The organism is Serratia sp. 201 (assembly GCF_037027545.1).
Taxonomy (GTDB): Bacteria; Pseudomonadota; Gammaproteobacteria; order Enterobacterales; family Enterobacteriaceae; genus Serratia; species Serratia bockelmannii.
Genome location: NZ_JAXCHC010000004.1, coordinates 462,115 through 486,209, shown reverse-complemented (window position 1 = coordinate 486,209; position 24,095 = coordinate 462,115). Strand labels below are relative to the sequence as shown.

The following is a 24,095-nucleotide window of genomic DNA, read 5'->3' as shown; positions in this document are numbered from 1 at the left end:
GTTAAACCATTCATTGTTTAACGATGATATTTTCCTGCGATGGATCAACATGTTGCATCTGCAGTTTTTCTGTCGCGATACGTTCAACCCGGCTGTGATCGCCGAGGGCGTTCTCTTCTAAAATCAGGTTGCGCCACTCGATATCCAGCGCATCACGCTCCAGAACCAGCTGTTCGCGCTCGGCGGTCAGCAGGCGGGTGCGGTGCGCGGTGGTCACCACGAAAACCGCGGAGACCAGTGACGCAATCAGTAAAATCATGGGGATCTTGGCGTTGCGCAGCAGATCGCCGCCAATCACCCCGACCAGGCCGTGACGTTCGTTGCCGATCACGCGGGCATCCTCTCAGCAATACGCAGCACCGAGCTGCGCGCACGCGGGTTGTCCGCCACTTCCGCTTCCGACGGCATCATTTTGCCCAGCGCTTTCAGCGTTCGTCCGCCCATGCTGCGCAGTTGCTCTTCGGTCAACGGAATGCCCGCCGGCACCTGAGCGCCGCGGCTGTGGTGACGCATAAAGCGTTTGACGATGCGGTCTTCCAGCGAGTGGAAACTTATGATCGACAAACGGCCCTGTGGGGCCAGCACTTCCAGCGCGCCGTCGAGCGCACGCTCGATCTCTTCCAGCTCGCTGTTGATATAGATGCGGATCGCCTGGAAGCTGCGCGTCGCCGGATGCTTGTGCTTTTCACGGAACGGGCTGGCATCGGCAATCAGATCCGCCAACTCTTTGGTGCGCGTCATCGGCTCCACGCGGTTTCTTTCGACGATGGCGCGTGCGATGCGCTTGGCGAAACGCTCTTCGCCAAAGGTTTTCAGCACCCAGGCGATATCGTCCGCCTCGGCCTTCATCAGCCAATCCGCGGCGGACAGGCCGGTGGACGGATCCATGCGCATGTCCAGCGGACCGTCGCGCATGAAGGAGAACCCGCGCTCTGCGTCGTCAAGCTGCGGCGAGGAAACGCCCAGATCGAGCAGAACGCCGTCGATCTTGCCGACCAGTTCGCGCTCCCGCACATAGTGCGACAACTCGGAAAATGGGCCGTGTACGATGGTGAAACGAGGATCTTCAATAGATTTGGCGGCTGCAATCGCCTGAGGGTCACGGTCAATTGCCAGCAAGCGCCCTTCCGGCCCCAGCTGGGACAGAATCAGACGAGAATGGCCACCGCGACCAAAAGTACCGTCGATATATATGCCGTTGCTGCGGATGTTGAGGCCGTTGACGGCTTCGTCCAGCAGGACGGTGGTGTGTTTATAGTTTTCCAACATGCTTATAGCGACAAGTCCTGTAGCCGCTCAGACAACGGTTCCTGAGTCGACTGTTCAGCGTCAATATCATCCTTGACTTGTTGATACCAGGTCTGTTCATCCCACAGTTCAAACTTGTTGAACTGACCGACCAGCATCACTTCTTTTGTGAGCCCGGCGTGTTGCCGCAGCGTATTGGCAAGCAGCAAACGACCGGCACTATCCATCTGACACTCACTGGCATGCCCCAACAGCAGGCGCTGAACGCGGCGCTCGGCGGGATTCATGCTCGACAGACGTGATAATTTTTGTTCAATAATTTCCCATTCGGGCAAAGGATAAAGCAGCAGGCAGGGCTGATGGAGGTCAATGGTACAGACCATTTGGCCTTGCGATTCCTCGTTGAGCAATTCCCGATATCGGGTAGGTACGGCGAGCCGCCCTTTGCTGTCGAGGTTGACCATCGTCGCTCCACGGAACATTCCTGAGCTACCCCTTAGTGACCGTTTTCACCACTTTACCCCACAAATTCCCACACAATGGAGTTTACGGAGGGTATGAAAACCTTGTCAAGCCAGAGCGCCAGCGCTTTGGCAATATTTCTCTGGTCATTTTGGGAGCTGACTCGCGAAAGAAACTCTGATTATTCGACGATTAAAAATTAACACCATGATAAACGGAGAGAATTTTCTAAGCGGAAAGAATCTGATTAAAAACCTGACGAACTGGCGATTAATTAACTCATTACTTCCTTCTGCAAGCCATGTCTCATTTTTCAGCTCGGCAATCTCAGGGCTGTAACCGCTGCCGCCCCGCGCCCGCCAAGGCTCAGCGCCTGGCGAATCGACCGAAGAATAAGGCCATAACCCCTTGAGTTAATAACGCTCAATCGTTATTCACCGTGAAACTGCGCGCTATTTTACTTCAATTTGTCCCGCCCTGATGAGAGCACGATAAAAATAAATGGCTCGGATATTACGAGCAGAAGTAATTTCGATTTAAATCAATTTGGTAAGATTATTCCCAAAATACCTGTTTACAATTATGGTTTCATTTTCTTACACCTTTATTTCCACAATTTTTGCCGGAAAAAAACCTCTTCAAACACCAAAAATCGCAACTGCATGTTTTTAATGAATTTATTTAAATTCACCGATTTTAATCTCCCTGTCCCATCCAGTGCCCCTGTTCTGCGGGACAAAAACCGAACAAATGTTAAAAATAAAAATTTAAATCCAGTTAAAAAACACAATACAGATTAGTACACTATATGAAGCGCAAAAAACCAGAACTAACAACTGCAAATAAATAATTTAACAGAACATTAACCAAAAAAAGGAGAGAGTGCATGCTTTCGCCCGCCCCTCACTGGCGTAGCGCCGCTGCCGATACGTTCGCACTGGTGGTGTACTGCTTTATCGCCGGCATGGCGATAGAAGTGTTGATCTCCGGCATGAGCTTCCAGCAATCCCTCTCTTCGCGCCTGCTGTCGATCCCGGTCAACATCCTGATCGCCTGGCCTTACGGCCGCTATCGCGATCTGTTTATCCGCACGGCACGCCGCTGCCCACGCGGCCAATTCCTACTGCGCAACCTCGCCGATCTGCTGGCTTACGTCAGTTTCCAGTCGCCGGTTTATGCCGCCATTCTGTGGAGCGTGGGCGCCGACGGCCAACAAATGCTGGCGGCGGTGACCAGCAATGCGCTGGTCTCCATGGCGATGGGCGTGGTGTATGGCTATTTCCTGGAATATTGCCGACGGCTGTTTCGGGTCGCGGGTTACGTCTAAACCAGGAGCCCGACAACGCGGGCTCCTGTAGAGCGGCCTATTTGCGGCTCAGGCTACCGCGGCGGAACAGATTACGGCGGATCCGCGTCAGTCCCGGTTTGGGTTTACGCGGTTCGTCCAGGCTGGCCAACACCAGCTCCAGCACGCGTTCGGCCACGTCGCGATGGCGCTGCGCTACCGCGAGCACCGGGCACTCCAGAAAATCCAACAGCTCATGGTCGCCGAAGGTGGCAATCGCCAGATCGGTCGGCAAACGGCCGCGTTGCTTCAGCGTCACGTCCATCACGCCCTGCAATAAAGAGAACGACGTGGTGAACAGCGCCTGCGGCATCGGGTGCGTTTTCAGCCATTCGGCAAACAGCGCGCCGGCGGCCTCACGCTCATAGCTGTTGGCGTACAGATAATCGACATGGCGAGGATCCTCTTGCCAGGCCTGACGGAAGCCCTGCTCACGCAGGAAGCTGACCGAAAGCTCCGGCAAGGCGCCCAGGTACAGTACCGACTCCGCCGGGAAGGTGCGCAGCTCCTGCGCCAGCGCAAAGGCATCTTCCTCGTCGGCCCCGACGACGCTGATGAAATGCTCGCGATCCAACGCGCGGTCCAGTGCGATGATCGGCAGCGGATCGTTGGCCCAGCGTTGATAGAAGGGGTGCTCCGGCGGCAAGGCGGTGGAAACGATGATGGCGTCCACCTGACGCTGCAGCAAGTGCTCGATACAGCGCATTTCGTTGTCCGGCTGATCTTCGGAGCAGGCGATCAGCAATTGATAACCACGCTGGCGCGCCTGACGCTCCAGGTAGTTGGCGATACGGGTATAGCTGGTATTTTCCAGATCCGGGATCACCAGACCGATAGAACGGGTGCGCCCAGCGCGCAGCCCTGCCGCGACGGCATTCGGGTGGTAGTTATGCTCCCTGACCACGGCCATCACTTTCTCGACGGTTTTATCGCTGACACGATACTGCTTCGCCTTGCCGTTGATGACATAACTGGCCGTCGTGCGCGAAACGCCCGCGAGACGCGCGATTTCATCCAGTTTCACATTAACCCCTTAATGACGCTGAAAATAGAAGTGAAGGCTGTGCTCGGATTAACCATGACATCCCGTGCGGTTATTCAATCCAGCCTCTGCGATCTAACAGCAGAAAACACTACCTAGCAACCGCTTTTGCCTAAAGGTGCCAGCAATTGGGCAAAAAAATGCCGAAAAACAAAGGGCGCAGCCATGCCGCGCCCCGATTATTCGCCACTAAACCGCGCTCAGCGCATGATTTTGTCGCCGCGCGACACGCCGACCACGCCGGAACGCGCCACTTCCACAATCTCGGCCACTTCACGCACCGCGCTCAGGAAGGCGTCGAGCTTGTCGCTGGTGCCGGCCAGCTGTACCGTGTACAGCGTCGCCGTCACATCGACGATCTGGCCGCGGAAAATGTCGGCGCAGCGTTTCACCTCTTCACGGCCATAACCGCTGGCCTGCAGCTTCACCAGCATGATCTCGCGCTCGACGTGAGCGCCTTGCACCAGCTCGCTGACGCGCAGCACGTCCACCAGCTTGTGCAGCTGTTTCTCAATCTGCTCCAGCACTTTCTCGTCGCCGACGGTCTGGATAGTCATGCGCGACAGCGTCGGATCGTCGGTCGGCGCCACCGTCAGGCTTTCAATGTTATAACCGCGCTGGGAGAACAGCCCGACCACGCGCGACAAGGCGCCGGATTCGTTTTCCAGCAAGACAGATAAAATACGGCGCATGATCAGGTCCTCTCCGTTTTGCTAAGCCACATTTCGTCCATGCTTCCGCCGCGGATCTGCATCGGGTAAACATGTTCGGTTTCATCGACGGTCACGTCGACGAACACCAGCCGCTCTTTTTCCGCCAGCGCCTGCGCCAGCTTGCTTTCCAGCTCATCCGGCGTGCGGATGGCGATGCCGACATGGCCGTAAGCCTCGGCCAGCTTGACGAAGTCCGGCAGCGAATCCATGTAAGACTGCGAATGGCGGCCGGAATAAATCATGTCCTGCCACTGCTTCACCATGCCCAGATAACGGTTATTGAGGTTCACCACCACCACCGGCAGGTTATATTGCAGCGCAGTGGACAGCTCCTGAATATTCATCTGAATGCTGCCGTCGCCGGTCACGCACACCACGGTTTCTTCCGGCAGCGCCAGCTTGACGCCCAATGCCGCCGGCAGGCCGAAGCCCATGGTGCCGAGGCCGCCGGAGTTGATCCAGCGGCGCGGTTTGTCGAACGGATAATAGAGCGCGGCGAACATCTGGTGCTGGCCCACGTCCGAGGTGACGTAGGCGTCGCCTTTGGTCAGGCGGTGCAGGGTTTCGATCACCGCCTGCGGCTTGATGGTGCCGCTGTGCTTGTCGTAACCCAGGCAGTCGCGGGCACGCCACTGCTCGATAGACTGCCACCAGTCGCGCAGCGCATCGTGATCCTGCGCTTTCTCATCCTGCGCCAGCAGCTCCAGCATTTGAACCAACACCTGCTTGGCATCGCCGACGATCGGAATATCGGCGTCCACCGTTTTGGAGATCGAAGTCGGATCGATATCAATGTGCAGCACGGTGGCGTCCGGGCAGTATTTAGCCAGATTGTTGGTGGTGCGATCGTCGAAGCGCACGCCTACGGCGAAGATCACGTCGGCATGGTGCATGGTTTTGTTGGCTTCATAGGTTCCGTGCATGCCGAGCATACCGACGCTCTGACGATGGGTGCCGGGGAAAGCGCCCAATCCCATCAGGCTGCTGGTTACCGGCAGGTTCAGCTGCTCCGCCAACGACAGTAATTCAGCTTCACAACCGGCGTTGATCGCGCCGCCGCCGACGTACATCACCGGCTTTTTGGCCGCCAGAATGGTTTGTAACGCGCGTTTGATCTGCCCGCGGTGGCCCTGCACCGTCGGGTTATAAGAACGCATGCTCACGTCCTGCGGGTAGGCATAAGGCATCCGCACCGCCGGACCGACAATATCTTTCGGCAGATCGATCACTACCGGGCCTGGGCGGCCGCTGGAAGCCAGGTAGAACGCCTTCTTCAACACCGCCGGGATGTCTTCGGTGCGTTTTACCAGGAAGCTGTGCTTCACCACCGGACGCGAAATCCCCACCATATCGCACTCCTGGAAGGCGTCGTAGCCGATCAGCGAGCTGGGCACCTGTCCCGACAGCACCACCATCGGGATCGAATCCATATAGGCGGTGGCAATACCGGTAATGGCATTGGTGGCGCCGGGGCCTGAGGTCACCAACACCACGCCCACTTCACCGGTGGCGCGCGCGTAACCGTCGGCCATGTGCACCGCACCTTGCTCGTGGCGCACCAGAATATGATCGATCCCTCCGACCGTATGCAGGGCGTCGTAGATATCGAGCACCGCCCCGCCGGGATAGCCGAATACATGCTTAACGCCCTGATCGATCAACGATCGGACGACCATCTCGGCTCCTGACAACATCTCCATGGGTTTGCCTCCAGGCTTGCTTATTCTTCTCTGGCGCCGGAACGTAGCGCCTGCTGCGGGGCAATGCCCCTAAATTTTTATGGGTTGTCGCTATCGAATTAACATAACGTCAGAAGATGGGGCAGGCAAACGGCAAAATGGCTTAACGGCGGCGGGGTTATTGCCAAGCGGCTGGAGATCGCGGCTTTATAAAAACAATGCGCTAGCCCCAGAGGCGTCAGGCTAGGCATTGTTTCGAACAGAGGGAAAATTACAGAACTAAATCAGGCGAGGTATATGCCGTTTTTTTCGCCGGACGCGCGATCCGGCGGCGGCGTCAAGCCTGTTCCTGGTACATTGAGTCGATTTCACGCTGATAGCGCTGCAGGATCACTTTGCGGCGCAGCTTCAGCGTTGGCGTCAGCTCTCCCAGCTCCATGGAAAAGGCCGCCGGCAGCAGAGTGAACTTCTTCACCTGTTCGAAGCGCGCCAGCTCCTTTTGCATCTCGCGCAGACGCTTTTCGAACATCTCGAGAATTTCACCGTTGCGCAGCAGTTCCAGACGATCTTGGTACTTCAGGTTGACTGACTTCGCGTACTCTTCCAGCGACTCAAAGCACGGCACGATCAGCGCGGAAACGAACTTGCGCGCATCGGCGATGATCGCCACCTGTTCGATAAAACGGTCCTGCGCCAGCGTACCTTCCAGCATCTGCGGCGCGATGTATTTGCCGCCGGAGGTTTTCATCAAATCCTTCAGGCGCTCGGTGATGAACAGATTGCCCTCTTCATCGATCGCCCCGGCATCGCCGGTTTTCAGCCAGCCGTCTGCGGTAAAGGTCGCGGCGGTTTCCAATGGCTTGTTGAAATAGCCGCGCATCACGATCGGCCCTCGCACCTGGATTTCATTTTCTTCACCGATGCGCACCTCGACCTCCGGCAGCGGTTTGCCGATGGAGCCGAAACGGAAATGCCCTTCTTCCCAGCAGGACACGGTCGCACAGGTTTCGGTCATGCCGTAGCCGTACTTGATGTTGACGCCCATCGCCTGGAAGAACAGGATCACATTGTCATCCAGCTTGGCACCCGCCGCCGGTAGAAAGCGCACCCGGCCGCCGAGGATGCCGCGCAACTTGCTCAATACCAGCTTGTCGGCCCAGCGATGGGAGAGTTCGAACAGTTTACCCAACGGTTTGCCGGCCCGCTCTTGAAGGAACTTGCGCTCCCCGCAGACGATCGCCCAGTGGAACAGCGCGCGGCGCAGCCAAGGGGCGCGCGCCACTTTTTCATGCACCGCGCTGAAAATCTTCTCGTAGAAACGCGGTACCGCGCACATCAGCGTCGGGCGGACCTGCCCCATCGCTTCCCGCACCCAGTCGGTGTTCGGCAGGAAGACGTTCTGCGCGCCGGAATGCATCACAAAGAAGCTCCAGGCACGCTCGAACACGTGCGACAGCGGCAGGAAACTGAGCGACACATCTTCTTCGCCGACCGTCAGCCTTTCATCATGCAGGTAGAGCTGCGCCGCCAGATTGCGGTAGTCCAGCATCACCCCCTTAGGCTCACCGGTGGTGCCCGAGGTATAGATCAGGGTGAAGAGATCCTGAAGGTCGCACTCTTCAATGCGCTGCCGACGTTGAACGATAAAAGCCGCCGGATCGGCGGCACGCTCGAAGGCGCTCAGATGCTGTGCGATCTCGCAGCCGCGCAGATCGGCATCCTCGTCAAACACGATAATATGGCGCAGCTGTGGGCAAACGCCGCGCAGCGCGATGGCGGCGTCAAGCTGCGCCTGCTCGCCGACGAACAGTATACGGATGTCGGCGTCGTTGATGACAAATGCCGCCTGCGCCGGCGTATTGGTGGAATACAGCGGCACGCTGACGCCGCGCAGATGCAGGATAGCGAGATCGGCCAACGACCAGGCTATGCCGTTATTGGCGAATATACCTATGCGCTCTTGCACTTCGGCCCCAAGGGCCAACAGCCCGGCGGCAATGCGATCGATGCGGGTGGCAGCCTCTCCCCAGGTCAGTTGAAACTCGCCGTTGGGCGACCATTGGCGAAAAGCTGTGCGATCGGCTCGATGGGTGATTTGATGCTGTATACGATGGATAAGATGGTATTGCAGCAGATTAGTGATCATAGTGCTCTAAGCCTGAAATGAATCATACAGTTAAGCCTGAACGACGCCTTGCGGCCCTCATCTCAGCTTACACGTGTTTACTTTTTTCCGCGCAGTCTACCTACTCTCAGGCAGAGGGAAAAGTGATTTCAGCGTAGAAGTGTGAGCCAAAACTCAGGCCGGCTTTCGTGCTTTCATGGGTTGGACAGAACGGGAAGGAAAAGGTTGGGTGGCAGCAATAAAACGCGGCCCATCCGGGCCGCCGCATCGAATTAGTTTAAAATACCAGCCGAAAAGTAAAAATCAGAATATTAATTTATATTAATTATTTTTGGTAAACGAACCAACCCACCCTGAAAATAAGTTATTTTATCGCCGCAAAACCAAGAAACATCTTAATAAAAACCCAGATAGTTCTTAGCTTTTATCATGAGAAAAAAACGCTCAGTTGAATATTATTTTTGTATGACCCCATTTTTTATCGCGTTACTTTGGGTTACCGGCCTCAATCAGAACGGATTTCATCCACTGGTGGCCTTTATCCCGCTCGGAGGATTCATGCCAGGAGAGATAGCAAGTAGCTTTATTATCGTTGCCACATAAAGGAACCGACTTTATTTTCAACGCTTCCGTCTGTTGCCGCACCAGCCAGGCGGGCGCAATCGCCACCATGTCCGTTTGCGACACCATATTCAACACGCTGTAGAGATCCGTGCACTGTTGTGTCACGGTGCGCAGCATCGGTTCCTCTAAATAAAAAGGTTTACTGAAAGAACCAAAACTTTCCAGGGAAACTGCCGCGTGCTGTTCGGCCAACATTTTCTCCGGCGTCACCTCCTCCCCTATTCGCGGGTGCGCCTGCGCGACCGCCAGCACTAATTCGTCGTCGAACATTGCCAGGCTGCGAAACTCCGCCGACTCGAAACGGCTGTAGCCGATGACAAACTCGACGTCCTGATAACGCAATTGATGTTCGATATTATTGTTAATGTATGACTTTATTTGCAGGTTAAGCTGCGGCGCGATCTGTTTGACGTGATTGATTATTCCAGCGCCCAGACGTAAATCGAGCGGGCTGCACAGCGACAAGGAGAACGCTCGCGTGCTGGTCAGCGGCTCAAACTCAGATCCCGGCAACTCATTTTGCACCAGCTGCAGCGCTTGCCGCACCGGCCCGAACAGCTGCCTGGCGCGCATAGTGGGCTGAATCCCGCGCCCGCAGCGCACAAACAGTTCATCGTTGAACATCACCTTCAGGCGCGCCACCGCGTTACTCACCGCCGGCTGCGACATCCCCAACGAATTAGCGGCTCGCGTAATATTTTGCATTTGCATCACGGCGTCAAACACCGTCAGCAAATTAAGATCGACGCTGCGCAAATGGATGTCCGCCGGCTCTTTGACCATGGCGATTTCTGAATCATATTCAGCCATATTTCACTCCACTAAATCCTGTGTAGATAATCTAATCCTTATGCTCGAAAAACAATGAAACGCCGCATTGTCTTATCTTTGCACGACAAATCCTGCTATTACCGTCATGAGCCGATAAAAAACCTCGTGTTATCGACACGATATAAGTCGTATATGGAATGCATGTCAGTCACTTATCCCGTCAGCAGGAAGAATGCTACCTGGGTGGTACCAACAATTAGGTATTAACAATGATTAATACAATTAAACAACGTAACCGCACTGTATGAGACAAACTATAAAAACACATCATAAGCAATCAAACCATCTAAAAACACTGCTCACTTTGTGTAAAATCGCATTATTTTGTTATATTATGACTAAAACAATCAATTAATCATATGAATCCAATTTCAATCATTTGAATTAAAAATGTTATTTTGTTGCCTCCCGTGATTAATCTCTCTTAATTTTCATCACAAATCTTAACCCAACAAAATCCAGAAGCAATTAGCGCAGTCTCTATTCGATTCGTTTATGCTAAGCAACGCGCAAACTGCGCCCCACTTTTTCTCTAGAGCACCGCATTTTTACCGAATGTTCCTCTGTTTGGCCACTTAGCCGGTGCATTGTCCCCGCATTCAATCAGGTGTTGACATCGCCAGGCCAATCACGTATCAAATTAGGCAGACACCCAATTTAAGAGAAGCTGAACCCTTATGATCCGTACCCACCGTCTACTAGGCCTACTACTCAACGCATCTTGTTTGCGCGGTATGCCTGTGGATGAAGTTCGGAGCTGACTCAGCCGATCACCCATAAGAAACCCGCGCTACTGCGCGGGTTTTTTTTTGCCCGCTTAGCGTGAAATCAACACGATAAGGAATGCACCGATGAGCCAACAAGTCATTATTTTCGATACCACGCTGCGTGACGGCGAACAGGCATTGCAGGCCAGCCTGAGCGTAAAAGAGAAGATTCAGATTGCGCTGGCGCTGGAAAGAATGGGCGTTGACGTGATGGAAGTCGGCTTCCCGGTCTCTTCGCCGGGCGACTTCGAATCGGTGCAAACCATCGCGCGCCAGATCAAGAACAGTCGCGTCTGCGGCCTGGCCCGCTGCGTGGACAAAGACATCGACGTGGCCGCCGAAGCGCTGCGCGTCGCTGAAGCGTTCCGCATCCACGTGTTCCTGGCCACCTCCACCCTGCATATCGAATCGAAGCTGAAGCGCTCGTTCGACGAAGTGTTGGAGATGGCGGTGCGCTCGGTCAAACGCGCCCGCAACTACACCGACGACGTAGAGTTCTCCTGTGAAGACGCCGGCCGCACGCCGATCGACAATCTGTGCCGCGTGGTCGAAGCCGCCATCAACGCCGGCGCCACCACCATCAATATTCCGGACACCGTCGGCTACACCACGCCGAACCAGTTCGGCGGCATCATCACCACCTTGTATGACCGCGTGCCGAACATCGACAAAGCCATCATTTCCGTACACTGCCACGACGATTTGGGCATGGCGGTCGGCAACTCCATTGCCGCGGTCCAGGCCGGCGCCCGTCAGGTGGAAGGCACCCTGAACGGCATCGGTGAGCGCGCCGGCAACTGTTCACTGGAAGAGGTGATCATGGCGATTAAAGTGCGCCAGGACATCATGAACGTGCACACCAACATCAATCATCAGGAAATCTTCCGCACCAGCCAGATCGTCAGCCAGCTGTGCAACATGCCGATTCCGGCCAACAAGGCGATCGTCGGCTCCAACGCCTTCGCCCACTCCTCCGGCATTCACCAGGACGGCGTGCTGAAGAACCGCGAAAACTACGAAATCATGACCCCGCAGTCGATCGGCCTGAAGGACGTGCAGTTGAACCTGACCTCCCGCTCCGGCCGCGCGGCGGTGAAACACCGCATGGAAGAGATGGGCTACCAGGAGCAGGACTACAACCTGGATACCCTGTATGCCGCCTTCCTGAAGCTGGCCGACAAAAAAGGCCAGGTGTTCGACTATGACCTGGAGGCGCTGGCCTTCATCAATAAACAGCAGGAAGAGCCGGAGCACTTCAGCCTGGGCTACTTCAGCGTGCAGTCCGGCAGCAGCATCATGGCCACCGCCTCGGTGAAACTGATCTGCGGCGGCGAAGAGAAAGCCGAAGCCGCCACCGGCAACGGCCCGGTCGATGCGGTCTATCAGGCGATCAATCGCATCACCGATTACCCGATCGAACTGGTGAAGTACCAGTTGACCGCCAAGGGCCATGGCCGCGACGCGCTGGGCCAGGTGGATATCGTCGTCTCTTACAACGGCCGCCGCTTCCACGGCGTAGGCCTGGCGACCGACATCGTCGAATCCTCTGCCAAGGCAATGGTGCACGTGTTGAACAATATTTGGCGCTCACAGCAGGTAGAAAAAGAAAAGCAGCGCCTGCAGCAAAACAAACATCAAAATAATCAGGAAACGGTGTGAACATGACGAAGACTTATCACATTGCCGTCTTGCCCGGAGACGGCATCGGCCCGGAAGTAATGGCTCAGGCGCGCAAAGTATTGGACGCGGTGCGTCAACGCTTTGATATTCGCATCACCACCGCCGAGTACGACGTCGGCGGCATCGCCATCGATCGCCACGGCAGCCCGTTGCCGGCGGCGACCGTCGCCGGCTGCGAGCAGGCCGACGCCATCCTGTTCGGCTCGGTGGGCGGCCCGAAATGGGAACACCTGCCGCCGGCCGAGCAGCCGGAACGCGGCGCGCTGTTGCCGCTGCGCAAGCACTTCAAACTGTTCAGCAACCTGCGCCCGGCCCGCCTGTATCAAGGGCTGGAGGCATTCTGCCCGCTGCGCGCCGACATCGCCGCCCGCGGCTTCGACATTCTGTGCGTGCGCGAACTGACCGGTGGCATCTACTTTGGCCAACCGAAGGGCCGCGAAGGCCAGGGCATGCAGGAGCGCGCTTTCGATACCGAGGTGTATCACCGTTTCGAGATTGAACGCATCGCACGCATCGCCTTCGAATCCGCCCGCAAGCGCCGCCACAAGGTGACGTCGATCGACAAGGCCAACGTACTGCAAAGCTCCATCCTGTGGCGTGAAGTGGTCAATCAGGTTGCCAAGGATTACCCGGACGTGTCGCTGTCGCACATGTATATCGACAACGCCACCATGCAGCTGATCAAGGATCCGTCCCAATTCGACGTGCTGCTGTGCTCCAACCTGTTCGGCGACATCCTGTCCGACGAATGCGCGATGATCACCGGCTCGATGGGCATGTTGCCATCCGCCAGCCTGAACGAGCAAGGCTTCGGCCTGTACGAACCGGCGGGCGGTTCCGCGCCGGATATTGCAGGCAAAGGCATCGCCAACCCAATTGCGCAGATCCTGTCCGCCACCCTGCTGCTGCGTTACAGCCTGGGCGCCGATGAAGCGGCCGACGCCGTGGAGCGCGCCATCAACCAGGCGTTGGAACAGGGCTACCGCACCGCCGATCTGGCCGGTGACGGCAAAGCCGTCAGCACCGATGAAATGGGCGACATCATCGCTCGCTTTGTAGCTCAGGGGGCATAACATGGCCAAGACCTTATATCAGAAGCTGTACGACGCCCACGTGGTGTACGAAGCGCCGAACGAAACGCCGTTGCTGTATATCGACCGTCACCTGGTGCACGAAGTCACCTCGCCGCAGGCGTTCGACGGCCTGCGCGCCATGGGCCGCAAGGTACGCCAGCCCGGCAAAACCTTCGCCACCATGGATCACAACGTGTCGACCCAGACCAAAGACATCAACGCCAGCGGCGAGATGGCACGTATCCAGATGCAGGAGTTGATCAAGAACTGCGCGGAATTCGGTGTTTCGTTGTATGACCTGAATCACCCCTTCCAGGGCATCGTGCACGTGATCGGGCCTGAGCAAGGCATGACGCTGCCGGGCATGACCATCGTCTGCGGCGACTCGCACACCGCCACCCACGGCGCTTTCGGCTCGCTGGCGTTCGGCATCGGCACCTCCGAAGTGGAACACGTGCTGGCGACCCAGACTCTGAAGCAGGGCCGGGCCAAAACCATGAAGATTGAAGTCACCGGCGACGCCGCCGAGGGCATCACCGCCAAAGACATCGTGCTGGCGGTGATCGGCAAAACCGGCAGCGCCGGCGGCACCGGCCACGTGGTGGAGTTCTGCGGCAAGGCGATCGAAGCGTTGAGCATGGAAGGCCGCATGACCCTGTGCAACATGGCGATCGAAATGGGCGCCAAAGCCGGCTTAGTGGCGCCGGACGACACCACCTTCGCCTACCTGAAGGGGCGCCAGTTCGCGCCAACCGGCGAAAACTGGGAGCAGGCGGTCGCTTACTGGCGCACGTTGAAGTCCGACGCCGACGCCCAGTTCGATACCGTGGTGACGCTGCGCGCCGAAGAGATCGCGCCGCAGGTCACCTGGGGCACCAACCCCGGCCAGGTGATCGCCGTCAATCAGGCGATCCCGGCGCCGGAATCGTTCAACGATCCGGTCGAGCGCGCCTCCGCCGAGAAAGCGCTGGCCTACATGGATTTGAAGCCGGGCATCAAATTGACCGACGTGCCGATCGACAAAGTGTTCATCGGCTCCTGCACCAACTCCCGCATCGAAGATCTGCGCGCGGCGGCGGCGATCGCCAAAGGGCGCAAGGTCGCCAGCGGCGTGCAGGCCATCGTGGTGCCGGGATCCGGCCCGGTGAAGGCCCAGGCGGAAGCCGAAGGGTTGGACAAAATCTTTATCGAAGCCGGTTTCGAATGGCGTTTGCCGGGTTGCTCAATGTGTCTGGCGATGAACAACGACCGTCTGAATCCGGGCGAGCGCTGCGCATCCACCAGCAACCGTAATTTTGAAGGGCGTCAGGGCCGCGGTGGGCGCACCCACCTGGTCAGCCCGGCGATGGCCGCCGCGGCCGCCGTCGCCGGTCACTTCGCCGACATCCGTGATATTCACTAAGGGGCTAACGTGGCTAAATTTACTCAACATACCGGCTTAGTGGTGCCTTTGGATGCGGCCAACGTCGACACCGACGCCATTATTCCCAAGCAGTTCTTACAGAAGGTCACCCGCACCGGTTTCGGCCAGCATCTGTTCAACGACTGGCGCTTCCTCGACGATGCCGGCCAGCAACCGAACCCGGCGTTCGTGCTGAACAAACCGCGCTATAAAGGCGCCAGCATCCTGTTGGCGCGGGAGAACTTCGGCTGCGGCTCCTCGCGCGAACACGCCCCTTGGGCGCTGACCGACTACGGGTTCAAAGTGGTGATCGCGCCGAGCTTCGCCGATATCTTCTACGGCAACTCATTTAACAACCAGCTGTTGCCGGTAACGCTGAGCGAGCAGCAGGTGGATGAACTGTTCAAACTGGTAGACGCCAACGAAGGGACGGAGTTCGTGGTGGATCTGGAGAACCAGACGGTCAACGCCGGCGGCAAAAGCTATCCGTTCGAAATCGACAGCTTCCGCCGCCACTGCATGATCAACGGGCTGGACAGCATCGGCCTGACGCTGCAGCACGAAGCGGACATCTCCCGCTACGAAGCGCAGCAGCCGGCGTTTCTGAATTAATCCCCTTCACCCGCCGCCCGGCGGGTGAATTTTTTCCTCACCAGTAGCCCAGCAGCTTCCACCACGCCCCGCCGATCAGCATCCAGATCAGCAGGTTAACCACACTCATCACCCATCCCGCTTTCCACCATTCTCCCAGCGTCACATAGCCGGAGCCAAAGATGATCGGCGCGGTGCCGGTGCCGTAATGCGTCAGCGACATCATCAGCGAAGAAGAAAACGCCAGGATCAGGCCCAGCAGCGCCGGTGGCGCGCCAAGCGCGATGCCGGCGGCGAAGAAGGCGGCGAACATCGCCGTCACGTGCGCGGTGGTGCTGGCGAAGAAATAGTGCGAATACAAGTAGATGAGAGTCAGCAAGATCGTACCGCCCACCCAGCTCATACCCATATGGTCAATGCCGTTGCCCACGGTCTGCGACAGCCAGCCGATCAGCCCCAGCTTGCCGAGGAAACTGGCCATCATCACCAGCGCCGAGAACCACACCACGGTGTCCCAGGCCCCTTTATGCTTCAGCACATCCTCCCAGCTCAGCACGCCGGTGGCCAGCAGCACCGCCAAGCCGATCAGCGCCGCGGTGGTGGGATTGACCGCCAGCGCCGGGCCGAAGATCATCGCCGGAATGCCGGCCCACAGTATCAGCAACAGCGCGAACACCCCGAGGGTAATTTTTTCCGGCAGCGTCACCGGCCCCAACGCCTGCAGTTTTTCGCGCGCGAAGCGCGGCGCGTCCGGGGTGCTTTTCACCTCCGGCGGATACAACAGGTAGATGACCAGCGGCATCACGAGCAGCGAACACAGCCCCGGGACCAGGGCGGCAATCGCCCACATCGACCAGGACAGCTCGAAGCTGCCATGGGTGCCTTTGGCGATCAGGCTGACGATCAATGGGTTAGGCGCAGTGGCGGTGATAAACATCGCCGAGGTGACCGGGTTGATGTTGTAGTTCACCAGCGACAGGTAGCGGCCGATCTTGCCGGAGGTATTGAGCTCCGGTTTTGAACCGAAACTGTCGGCGATCGATTTCATGATCGGGTGAATGATGCCGCCGCCGCGCGCGGTGTTGCTCGGCGTCACCGGCGCCAGCGTGGTTTCCGCCAGCGTCAGCGCATAGGCGATGCCCAGCGTTTTTTTGCCGAACAGCGAAATAAAATAGTAGCCGATGCGCGCGCCCAGCCCGGTTTTGTTCAGGCTGAGGGAGATCATGATCGAAAAGCCGATCAGCCAGATCAGCTGGTTGGAAAAACCGCTGAGTGCATCGTCCAGCGCGGCGCCCGGCTTGCCGGGATTGGTGACGCCGGTCACCGCCACCAGGGCGATGGCGATCACTGAGACCGCGCCAATCGGCATCGCTTTGCCGATAATGGCGATGATGGTGCCGATAAACAGCGCCAGCAGCTGCCAGGCGTTGGGCGCAACGCCCTCCGGTACGGGAATGAGGAACCAGATAATCAGCGTGGCGGCGAGGGCGCACAGGGAAGGAAGCGGTTTGAGCGGTGTGAGTTTATCCATAACGTTCCCACTGTTCTAAACAACAAGGCGGCATCTCAATAGCGAGACGGGCGTGGGCGCAACGATCGCGCTCCATATGCCTTCAGCTTGGGCGTCCGCTTCAGCCTTCTCAATGACTTGCATCAAGAATGCCGTCGTTTAACCTCACACTTCACGCACTTTGGCGCTCATCCCGAGCGCCGCCAGCGCCAACAGCGCCGCCATCCAATACACCGAGCCATGACCGAGGTTCTCCACCAGTGCGCCCTGCAGCACCCCGGCCAGGATCACCCCGGTCGAGATACTGTTGGTGAACAGCGTGGTGGCGGCGCCCGGTCGGCCCGGCATCAAATCCTGAAAATAGAGCATGCCGATACCGGCGACGATACCGATAAACACCGCGTTGAGCAGCTGCAGCGCGATCAGGGCCGGCTTGCTCTCCAGTACCGTCAGCCCGAGGTAAAACAGCACGCCTGCCACCACCGCCAGCAGCATCATGTTGCGCTTGCCGAAACGTTTGACGTAGTAACCGGCCAGCAGCATCGCCGGGATCTCCAGCCCGGCGGCGGTACCCATCAACACCCCGGCCAACCCTTCCGGCAGGCCGAGATCGGCGGTGATATACAGCGGCATATCGATGATATACAAGGTGTTGCAGGTCCACATCAGCATTGAGGCGATGAACAGCAGCCGCACGTCGCGATTGCGCCAGGCACTGGCGGGCGCGATCGGCGCAGACACCCCACCCTGCAGCCCCTCATTTTCCGCCGCGCGCGGCACCGAAGGCAGCATAAACCCCACCAGCAGCACGCAAACCGCGAAGGTGACGGCGGCAATCAGGAACATCACGGTGAATCCGTAGTTCAGCGCCAACGCAAACGACAGCGGCGGGCCGATCACCCACGCCAGCGAAAGCTGGGCGCGCATCACCGAGCTGAACATCACCACTTCACGCGCCTCGCTATCGGCATATTCCCGCGCCAGCGCGAAGATCTGCGGCATGGCGGTGTTGGCAACGGCGGACATCAGCACCCCGGCGGTGATCAGCGTCAGGTAGTCGCGGTTAAAGGCGAACAACAGGCAGTTACCGACCGCCATCAGGCAGCACAGCAGGATCAGCCTGCGGCGATCGCCGCGGGTGTCGGAACGTTTGGCCAGCAGGAAGCTGACGACGATGCCGGCCACCGCGTTGGCGGTGTAAAACAGCCCGACCCACAGCGGCCGCACCTTAACTTCGGTGGTCAGAAACAGGCTGAGCGTCGGCGTCAGCAATGCGCCGGCGATGCCGGAGAGAAAAGCGATCAGTAGGAATGCGGCAAAGATGGGGTTAATGCGCAGTGACAACCGGCTCAGGCGTTGCATATCGTCTTCCCTGACCTCAAAGCAGAAGAAAGAACCTTAGGCCACGGCAAGAAAAATGCAAGCGCATCGCCATGTCCATGCATAAAAAAACCAGTGGGTTGCCCCACTGGCTGGTGAAACAGCACCATTACTCAGAAACTTGTTGCCGCAGCCCCTACAGGTGCTCGCGATATTGCTTATCGGTCATCTCTTTGATGTCCCATTGCGTCAGGTGTGCCAGCATCGCCAGCCGCGCCTGTTCGGGCACCACGCTCAGCCAGTCGGCGCGTTGACGGCGCACCGCGCTGAAATAGCGCTGATAGAACTGTTTGGATAAGAAAGCTTTCATGATTACGCCCTCCCCTTTCATTGATGAAAATTATCGGCGTAATATAGGGAAAGAAAAATTGACGAGTTGAGGCGGGAGCGTTCCTCTTTTATGTCCACGTCCAGATTGCAGCACCAGTTCATCCGCCTGTGGCAGCGCTGCCACGGTGAAACCACCGACACCACCCTGCAGGATCTGGCGGAGGTGCTCAGCTGCTCGCGGCGCCACGTGCGCTCCCTGCTGAGCGCCATGCAGCGGGAAGGCTGGCTCACCTGGCAGGCGGAGTCGGGGCGCGGCAAGCGTTCACGGTTAACCTTCCACTACACCGGCCTGGCGCTGCAGCAACAGCGGGCCGAGGAGCTGTTGGAGCAGGACCGCATCGATCAGTTGGTGCAGCTGGTGGGCGACAAAAACGTGGTGCGCCAAATGCTGCTGTCGCAGCTGGGGCGCAGCTTCCGCCAGGGTAAACACATCCTGCGGGTGCTCTACTACCGGCAGTTGTACAACCTGCTGCCCGGCTCGGCGCTGCGGCGTTCGGAAACCCATTTGGCGCGCCAGATCTTCAACGGCCTGACGCGCATAAATGAGGAAAACGGGGAACTGGAGTCCGATCTGTCCCACCATTGGCAGGCGCTGACGCCCTTGCACTGGCGGTTTTACCTGCGCCCGGCGATCCATTTTCATCACGGCCGCGAGCTGGAGATGGCAGACGTCATCACTTCCCTCTCGCGTCTGACCTCGCAACCGCTGTTCTCACATATCGAAAGCGTCACCTCGCCGACGCCGTTCGTTATCGACGTGCATCTGCGCAGCCCCGACCACTGGCTACCCTGGCTGCTGGGCAGCGTGCAGGCCATGATCCTGCCGCGCGAATGGCGCGAACTGCCGGACTTTGCCCGCCATCCGGTCGGCACCGGCCCCTACCGCGTGGTGCGCAATCTTCCCAGCCAGATGAAGATCCACGCCTTCGACGACTATTTCGGCTACCGGGCGCTGATCGACGAGGTGAACATCTGGGTGCTGCCGGAGTTCTCCGAAGAGCTGGTGCACTCCGGCGTGCAGCTGCAGGGCGATGAAACCGGCAAAAACGAACTGGAAAGCCGACTGGAAGAGGGCTGTTATTTCTTGCTGTTCGATCAGCGTTCCCCGCTGGCCGCCGACCCCGCCATTCGCAGCTGGCTGTGCGAATTGATCAACCCCATTTCATTGCTGAGCCACGCCGGGCCGCTCTACCAGCGCTATTGGTCGCCGGCATACGGCCTGCTGCCGCGCTGGCACCACAACCGCACGCTGGCGCAGCAACCCAAACCGGCGGGGCTGACTGAACTGACGATGACCCACTTCAATGAGCATTCGGAGTTTCACGCCATTCGCCAGGCGATCGAACCGCTGTTGGCGCAGCACGGCATCCGCCTGATCGTACAAAGCGTGGATTACGCCACCTGGCACCAGGGCGACGCGCGCAGCGATCTGTGGCTCGGCAGCGCCAACTTCTATCTGCCGCTGGAGTTTTCGCTGTTCGCCACGCTGTACGAACTGCCGCTGATGCAGCACTGCATGAACGAGGATCTGGCGCAGGACGCGGAGTTATGGCGCGCCAACCGCTTGCCGCTGGCGGAGTTTTGCCAGCGGCTAGTCAGCAACCACCAGCTACATCCGCTGTTCCACCACTGGCTGCAGCTGCACGGCCAGCGCAGCATGCGCGGCGTGCGAATGAACACCCTCGGCTGGTTCGACTTCAAGTCAGCCTGGTTTGCCCCGCCGGAGGCATAAGCGCCTTTCGCCCGGGTCGGTTAATCTTTACAATAGCGCCGTCTCAACGGGGTGCGGTGAGTCGGGCCGTGTGCATAAGCCCGATTTTCCGCTGAGAGCACACCCGTCGAACCTGATCCGGTCAATACCGGCGGAGGGATTTGAGCCCAGCGAACCGGCGACGCCGCCTCGCCCCCTCAGATACCCTTGCCCCCTTATTTTTCAGGAGTGCAACGTGGTCAAAAAATATCTGCCCTGCTTATTGCTGCTATGCGCCGCGCCGGTGTTCGCCAAGCCGACGCTGACGGTTTACACCTACGATTCCTTTGCCGCCGACTGGGGCCCTGGCCCGGCGGTAAAAAAAGCCTTCGAAGCCGAGTGCGACTGTGAGCTGAAGTTCGTGGCGCTGGAAGACGGCGTCTCACTGCTCAACCGCCTGCGCATGGAAGGCAAGAACAGCGCCGCCGACGTGGTGCTGGGGCTGGACAACAACCTGTTGCAGGCGGCGCAGCAAACCGGCCTGTTCGCGCCGAGCGGCGTCGACACCGCCAAACTGACGGTGCCGGGCGGCTGGCAGGATACGACCTTCGTGCCTTACGACTACGGGTACTTCGCCTTCGTCTACAACAAAGAAAAACTGAAGAATCCACCGAAAAGCCTGCAGGAGCTGATCAGCAGCGATCGCGACTGGAAGGTGATTTACGAAGATCCGCGCACCAGCACGCCGGGCCTCGGCCTGCTGCTGTGGATGCAAAAAGTGTATGGCGACAAGGCGCCGGCCGCCTGGCAGCAGTTGGCGAAGAAGACCGTCACTGTCACCAAAGGTTGGAGCGAGGCCTACGGCCTGTTCCTAAAAGGCGAAGGCGATCTGGTGCTCAGCTACACCACTTCTCCCGCCTATCACCTGATCGCAGAGAAAAAAGACCTTTACGCCGCCGCCACGTTCAGCGAAGGCCACTACTTGCAGGTGGAAGTGGCGGGCAAGCTGAAGGCCGCCAAACAGCCTGAGCTGGCCGAGCGTTTCATGCGGTTCATGGTGACGCCGGCGTTCCAGAACACCATCCCGACCGGCAACTGGATGTATCCGGTGATCAACACCCCGCTGCCCGTCGGCTTTGAGCAGATGAACGTGCCGCAGACCGCGCTGCAATACAGCGCCGAAGAGGTGGCCACACAACGCGGCGGTTGGATCCGGGCATGGCAAACCGCCGTCAGCCGCTGATCCCCCGCTGGCTCTGGCCGGGGCTGCTGGCCGCCGGCGTGATCCTGCTGGTCGCCGCACTGGCGATGGGCTCGCTGTGGCGCCATGCGCCGGACAGCGACTGGCGCGGCCTGTGGCAGGACAGCTACCTGTGGCACGTGGTGCGCTTCACCTTCTGGCAGGCGCTGCTGTCAGCGCTGATTTCGGTGCTGCCCGCCGTTCTGCTGGCGCGCGCGCTCTATCGCCGCCGTTTCCCCGGCCGGCAGCTGTTGCTGCGGCTGTGCGCCATGACGCTGGTGCTGCCGGTGCTGGTGGCGGTGTTCGGCCTGCTCAGCGTCTATGGGCGCCAGGGCTGGCTGGCGACGCTGTGCGGCTGGCTGGGCGTCGAATATGGCTTCTCGCCCTACGGGCTGCAGGGCATTCTGCTGGCACACCTGTTCTTTAACCTGCCACTGGCCGCCCGCCTGTTGCTGCAGGCGCTGGAGAACATTCCGGTGGAGCAGCGCCAACTGGCCGCCCAACTGGGTATGAGCGGCTGGCAGCAGTTCCGCTTCGTCGAATGGCCGGCGCTGCGCCGCCAGATCCTGCCGAGCGGCGCGTTGATCTTCATGCTGTGTTTCGCCAGCTTCGCCACCGTGCTGTCGCTGGGCGGTGGACCGCAGGCCACCACCATCGAACTGGCGATCTACCAGGCGCTGAGTTACGACTACGATCTGGGCCGCGCCGCCATGCTGGCGCTGATCCAGTTAAGCTGTTGTCTGGGGCTGGTGTTGATCAGCCAGCGCCTGAGCCAGGTGCTGCCGGTGGGCCATACCCACGCCCAGCGCTGGCGCAACCCGGAAGACAGCCGGTGGCGGCGCATCAGCGATTTTCTGCTGATCGCCGCCGCGCTGCTGCTGCTGCTGCCGCCCCTGCTGGCGGTGATTGCCGACGGCGCCAATCAGGCCGTCGTCAGCGTGCTGCGCCAGCCGGTGCTGTGGCAGGCGCTGTTCACGTCGCTGCGCATCGCCCTCGGCGCCGGGCTATTGTGCGTGGCGCTCACGATGATGCTGCTGTGGAGCAGCCGCGAGCTGAAGCTGCGACAGCAACTGCGCGGCGGCCAGGCGCTGGAGCTGAGCGGCATGGTGATCCTAGCGATGCCGGGCATCGTGCTGGCCACTGGCTTCTTCCTGCTGCTGAGCGATACGATCGGGCTGCCGCAGTCGCCCTATGCGCTGGTGATCCTCACCAATGCGCTGATGGCGGTGCCCTATGCGCTGAAGGTGTTGGAGAACCCGATGCGCGACCTCGCCGAACGTTACAACCCGCTGTGCCTGTCGCTGGATATCCGCGGCTGGCAGCGGCTGCGGCTGATCGAACTGCGCGCGCTGCGCCGCCCGCTGGCGCAGGCGCTGGCCTTCGCCTGCGTGCTGTCGATCGGCGATTTCGGCGTGGTCGCCTTGTTTGGCAATGAGCATTTCCGTACCCTGCCTTTTTACCTGTATCAGCAGATTGGCGCCTACCGCAGCAACGACGGGGCGGTGACCGCGCTGCTGCTGCTGCTGCTGTGCTTCCTGCTGTTTACCCTGATCGAACGCTTACCGGGGCGCCATGCTGACGCTTGAAAAACTGACCTACCTGTATGAACACCTGCCGATGCGCTTTGATCTGCGCATCCAGCCGGGCGAGCGCGTCGCGGTGCTCGGCCCCAGCGGCGCCGGTAAAAGCACCCTGCTGAGCCTGATCGCCGGTTTTCTGCCGGCGGCCAGCGGCCGGCTGCTGCTGAACGGCGAAGATCATACCGCCACGCCGCCGGCCAAACGGCCGGTGTCGATGCTGTTTCAGGAGAACAACCTGTTCGCGCACCTGACGGTGGCGCAGAACATCGGGCTGGGATTGGATCCCGGCCTGCGCCTGACTGAACAGCAGCGCCAACAGCGGGCACATATCGCCCGTCAGGTCGGCCTGGAGGAACACCTGGAGCGCCTGCCGTCGCAGCTTTCCGGCGGCCAGCGTCAGCGCGCCGCGCTGGCGCGCTGTTTGATTCGCCAACGGCCGATCCTGCTGCTCGACGAGCCCTTCTCGGCGCTCGATCCGGCGCTGCGCAACGAGATGTTGCAGCTGCTGCAGACGGTGTGCGAACAGCGTAATCTGACGCTGCTGATGGTGTCGCACAATCTCGACGACGCCGCACGCATCGCACCGCGCACGCTGCTGGTGGTCGACGGCCGCATCTACTACGACGGCCCGACGCAGGCCCTGCTGGACGGCAGCGCACCGGAAGCGCGCGTGCTGGGCATTTCGGGTAAAGCGTGATCTGACGCGCGTTTTTTATGCTGCGCCAATAAACCTGTTGTGCGAATTTTGCGCCTGTGTTTTTATAAAAACCTGACTTTTTTTAC

At 59.0% G+C, this 24,095-nt stretch carries 20 protein-coding genes and 1 riboswitch; of the genes, 9 read left to right on the top strand and 11 right to left on the bottom strand.

The genetic code is table 11. The features are described 5' to 3' along the window. Positions 1-10: 10 nt before the first annotated feature. The 3 genes from ftsL to mraZ are packed head-to-tail and all read right to left on the bottom strand — an operon-like array spanning position 11 to position 1,730. Entirely contained in the window at positions 11-331 is a 321-nt protein-coding gene (gene ftsL / locus WA302_RS21045; RefSeq protein ID WP_025301566.1) for a cell division protein FtsL, read from the bottom strand. Next, the gene (gene rsmH, locus WA302_RS21040) at positions 328-1,269 is read right to left on the bottom strand and encodes a 16S rRNA (cytosine(1402)-N(4))-methyltransferase RsmH (protein ID WP_025301565.1); all 942 of its coding nucleotides are present in this window, start codon (positions 1,267-1,269) and stop codon (positions 328-330) included. Before rsmH ends, ftsL begins: the two co-directional genes overlap by 4 nt. A 2-nt stretch (positions 1,270-1,271) precedes the next feature. Continuing rightward, positions 1,272-1,730: a division/cell wall cluster transcriptional repressor MraZ gene (mraZ, locus tag WA302_RS21035; RefSeq protein WP_025159638.1), complete on the bottom strand. Its 459-nt coding sequence runs from the start codon at positions 1,728-1,730 to the stop codon at positions 1,272-1,274. Positions 1,731-2,596: 866 nt separating this feature from the next. On the opposite strand from mraZ, the gene WA302_RS21030 reads away from it, so the two are divergent. Next, positions 2,597-3,037 (top strand): L-alanine exporter AlaE, encoded by a 441-nt coding sequence (locus WA302_RS21030; RefSeq protein WP_025301564.1) that lies wholly within the window; start codon positions 2,597-2,599, stop codon positions 3,035-3,037. 37 nt (positions 3,038-3,074) lie between these two features. Here WA302_RS21030 and cra read toward each other — a convergent pair whose 3' ends face one another. The 5 genes from cra to leuO all read right to left on the bottom strand — a co-directional run bounded on the left by cra (position 3,075) and on the right by leuO (position 10,048). Next, on the bottom strand, positions 3,075-4,079 hold the full coding sequence (cra, locus tag WA302_RS21025; protein ID WP_025301563.1) for a catabolite repressor/activator: 1,005 nt from the start codon (positions 4,077-4,079) through the stop codon (positions 3,075-3,077). A gap of 218 nt (positions 4,080-4,297) precedes the next feature. Next, complete coding sequence (gene ilvN, locus WA302_RS21020; RefSeq protein WP_004932806.1) at positions 4,298-4,789, bottom strand: acetolactate synthase small subunit; 492 nt, start codon at positions 4,787-4,789, stop codon at positions 4,298-4,300. Positions 4,790-4,791: 2 nt separating this feature from the next. Continuing rightward, the gene (gene ilvI / locus WA302_RS21015) at positions 4,792-6,510 is read right to left on the bottom strand and encodes an acetolactate synthase 3 large subunit (protein ID WP_043135936.1); all 1,719 of its coding nucleotides are present in this window, start codon (positions 6,508-6,510) and stop codon (positions 4,792-4,794) included. Between the two features lie 316 nt (positions 6,511-6,826). Continuing rightward, on the bottom strand, positions 6,827-8,635 hold the full coding sequence (locus tag WA302_RS21010) for an AMP-dependent synthetase/ligase (RefSeq protein WP_025301561.1): 1,809 nt from the start codon (positions 8,633-8,635) through the stop codon (positions 6,827-6,829). A 465-nt stretch (positions 8,636-9,100) separates the two neighbouring features. Continuing rightward, positions 9,101-10,048, bottom strand: coding sequence for a transcriptional regulator LeuO (leuO, locus tag WA302_RS21005; RefSeq protein WP_025301560.1), 948 nt, complete (start codon positions 10,046-10,048; stop codon positions 9,101-9,103). A gap of 872 nt (positions 10,049-10,920) precedes the next feature. Between leuO and leuA the strand changes: the two genes are divergently transcribed. The 4 genes from leuA to leuD are packed head-to-tail and all read left to right on the top strand — an operon-like array spanning position 10,921 to position 15,603. Beyond that, positions 10,921-12,495: a 2-isopropylmalate synthase gene (gene leuA / locus WA302_RS21000; protein ID WP_004932820.1), complete on the top strand. Its 1,575-nt coding sequence runs from the start codon at positions 10,921-10,923 to the stop codon at positions 12,493-12,495. 2 nt (positions 12,496-12,497) lie between these two features. Then, positions 12,498-13,589 carry a 3-isopropylmalate dehydrogenase gene (gene leuB / locus WA302_RS20995; RefSeq protein WP_025159635.1) on the top strand — a complete coding sequence of 364 codons (1,092 nt, stop codon included), beginning with the start codon at positions 12,498-12,500 and terminating at the stop codon, positions 13,587-13,589. 1 nt (position 13,590) lies between these two features. After that, complete coding sequence (leuC, locus tag WA302_RS20990; protein ID WP_025301558.1) at positions 13,591-14,991, top strand: 3-isopropylmalate dehydratase large subunit; 1,401 nt, start codon at positions 13,591-13,593, stop codon at positions 14,989-14,991. 9 nt (positions 14,992-15,000) lie between these two features. After that, positions 15,001-15,603 carry a 3-isopropylmalate dehydratase small subunit gene (gene leuD, locus WA302_RS20985; protein WP_004932829.1) on the top strand — a complete coding sequence of 201 codons (603 nt, stop codon included), beginning with the start codon at positions 15,001-15,003 and terminating at the stop codon, positions 15,601-15,603. Between the two features lie 37 nt (positions 15,604-15,640). On the opposite strand, the gene WA302_RS20980 is transcribed toward leuD, so the two are convergent. The 3 genes from WA302_RS20980 to sgrT all read right to left on the bottom strand — a co-directional run bounded on the left by WA302_RS20980 (position 15,641) and on the right by sgrT (position 18,782). Continuing rightward, entirely contained in the window at positions 15,641-17,113 is a 1,473-nt protein-coding gene (locus WA302_RS20980; protein ID WP_025301557.1) for a DASS family sodium-coupled anion symporter, read from the bottom strand. Positions 17,114-17,257: 144 nt separating this feature from the next. Further along, positions 17,258-18,454, bottom strand: a complete 1,197-nt coding sequence (locus WA302_RS20975) for a sugar efflux transporter (protein ID WP_060448169.1) — start codon at positions 18,452-18,454, stop codon at positions 17,258-17,260. Between the two features lie 154 nt (positions 18,455-18,608). After that, entirely contained in the window at positions 18,609-18,782 is a 174-nt protein-coding gene (gene sgrT, locus WA302_RS20970; protein WP_071826098.1) for a glucose uptake inhibitor SgrT, read from the bottom strand. Positions 18,783-18,872: 90 nt separating this feature from the next. Here sgrT and sgrR point away from each other — a divergent pair, with 90 nt between their 5' ends. The 4 genes from sgrR (at position 18,873) to thiQ (ending at position 24,009) form a co-directional block, all read left to right on the top strand. Then, entirely contained in the window at positions 18,873-20,534 is a 1,662-nt protein-coding gene (gene sgrR, locus WA302_RS20965; RefSeq protein ID WP_336064719.1) for an HTH-type transcriptional regulator SgrR, read from the top strand. Positions 20,535-20,571: 37 nt separating this feature from the next. After that, a riboswitch (TPP riboswitch) is annotated at positions 20,572-20,691 on the top strand. Between the two features lie 57 nt (positions 20,692-20,748). Next, positions 20,749-21,735, top strand: a complete 987-nt coding sequence (thiB, locus tag WA302_RS20960) for a thiamine ABC transporter substrate binding subunit (protein ID WP_089180559.1) — start codon at positions 20,749-20,751, stop codon at positions 21,733-21,735. After that, positions 21,711-23,318, top strand: a complete 1,608-nt coding sequence (gene thiP / locus WA302_RS20955; protein WP_089180558.1) for a thiamine/thiamine pyrophosphate ABC transporter permease ThiP — start codon at positions 21,711-21,713, stop codon at positions 23,316-23,318. Before thiB ends, thiP begins: the two co-directional genes overlap by 25 nt. After that, positions 23,305-24,009 carry a thiamine ABC transporter ATP-binding protein ThiQ gene (gene thiQ, locus WA302_RS20950; RefSeq protein WP_025301552.1) on the top strand — a complete coding sequence of 235 codons (705 nt, stop codon included), beginning with the start codon at positions 23,305-23,307 and terminating at the stop codon, positions 24,007-24,009. Before thiP ends, thiQ begins: the two co-directional genes overlap by 14 nt. The last annotated feature ends 86 nt before the right edge of the window (positions 24,010-24,095 follow it).

What these genes read in the sequence shown, in the direction of transcription:
- rsmH (WP_025301565.1), bottom strand. Translation starts at nt 1,269, where the DNA reads ATGTTGGAAAACTATAAACACACCACCGTCCTGCTGGACGAAGCCGTC.
- mraZ (WP_025159638.1), bottom strand. Translation starts at nt 1,730, where the DNA reads ATGTTCCGTGGAGCGACGATGGTCAACCTCGACAGCAAAGGGCGGCTC.
- WA302_RS21030 (WP_025301564.1), top strand. Translation starts at nt 2,597, where the DNA reads ATGCTTTCGCCCGCCCCTCACTGGCGTAGCGCCGCTGCCGATACGTTC.
- ilvN (WP_004932806.1), bottom strand. Translation starts at nt 4,789, where the DNA reads ATGCGCCGTATTTTATCTGTCTTGCTGGAAAACGAATCCGGCGCCTTG.
- ilvI (WP_043135936.1), bottom strand. Translation starts at nt 6,510, where the DNA reads ATGGAGATGTTGTCAGGAGCCGAGATGGTCGTCCGATCGTTGATCGAT.
- WA302_RS21010 (WP_025301561.1), bottom strand. Translation starts at nt 8,635, where the DNA reads ATGATCACTAATCTGCTGCAATACCATCTTATCCATCGTATACAGCAT.
- leuO (WP_025301560.1), bottom strand. Translation starts at nt 10,048, where the DNA reads ATGGCTGAATATGATTCAGAAATCGCCATGGTCAAAGAGCCGGCGGAC.
- leuA (WP_004932820.1), top strand. Translation starts at nt 10,921, where the DNA reads ATGAGCCAACAAGTCATTATTTTCGATACCACGCTGCGTGACGGCGAA.
- leuB (WP_025159635.1), top strand. Translation starts at nt 12,498, where the DNA reads ATGACGAAGACTTATCACATTGCCGTCTTGCCCGGAGACGGCATCGGC.
- leuC (WP_025301558.1), top strand. Translation starts at nt 13,591, where the DNA reads ATGGCCAAGACCTTATATCAGAAGCTGTACGACGCCCACGTGGTGTAC.
- WA302_RS20980 (WP_025301557.1), bottom strand. Translation starts at nt 17,113, where the DNA reads ATGGATAAACTCACACCGCTCAAACCGCTTCCTTCCCTGTGCGCCCTC.
- WA302_RS20975 (WP_060448169.1), bottom strand. Translation starts at nt 18,454, where the DNA reads ATGCAACGCCTGAGCCGGTTGTCACTGCGCATTAACCCCATCTTTGCC.
- sgrT (WP_071826098.1), bottom strand. Translation starts at nt 18,782, where the DNA reads ATGAAAGCTTTCTTATCCAAACAGTTCTATCAGCGCTATTTCAGCGCG.
- sgrR (WP_336064719.1), top strand. Translation starts at nt 18,873, where the DNA reads ATGTCCACGTCCAGATTGCAGCACCAGTTCATCCGCCTGTGGCAGCGC.
- thiP (WP_089180558.1), top strand. Translation starts at nt 21,711, where the DNA reads ATGGCAAACCGCCGTCAGCCGCTGATCCCCCGCTGGCTCTGGCCGGGG.
- thiQ (WP_025301552.1), top strand. Translation starts at nt 23,305, where the DNA reads ATGCTGACGCTTGAAAAACTGACCTACCTGTATGAACACCTGCCGATG.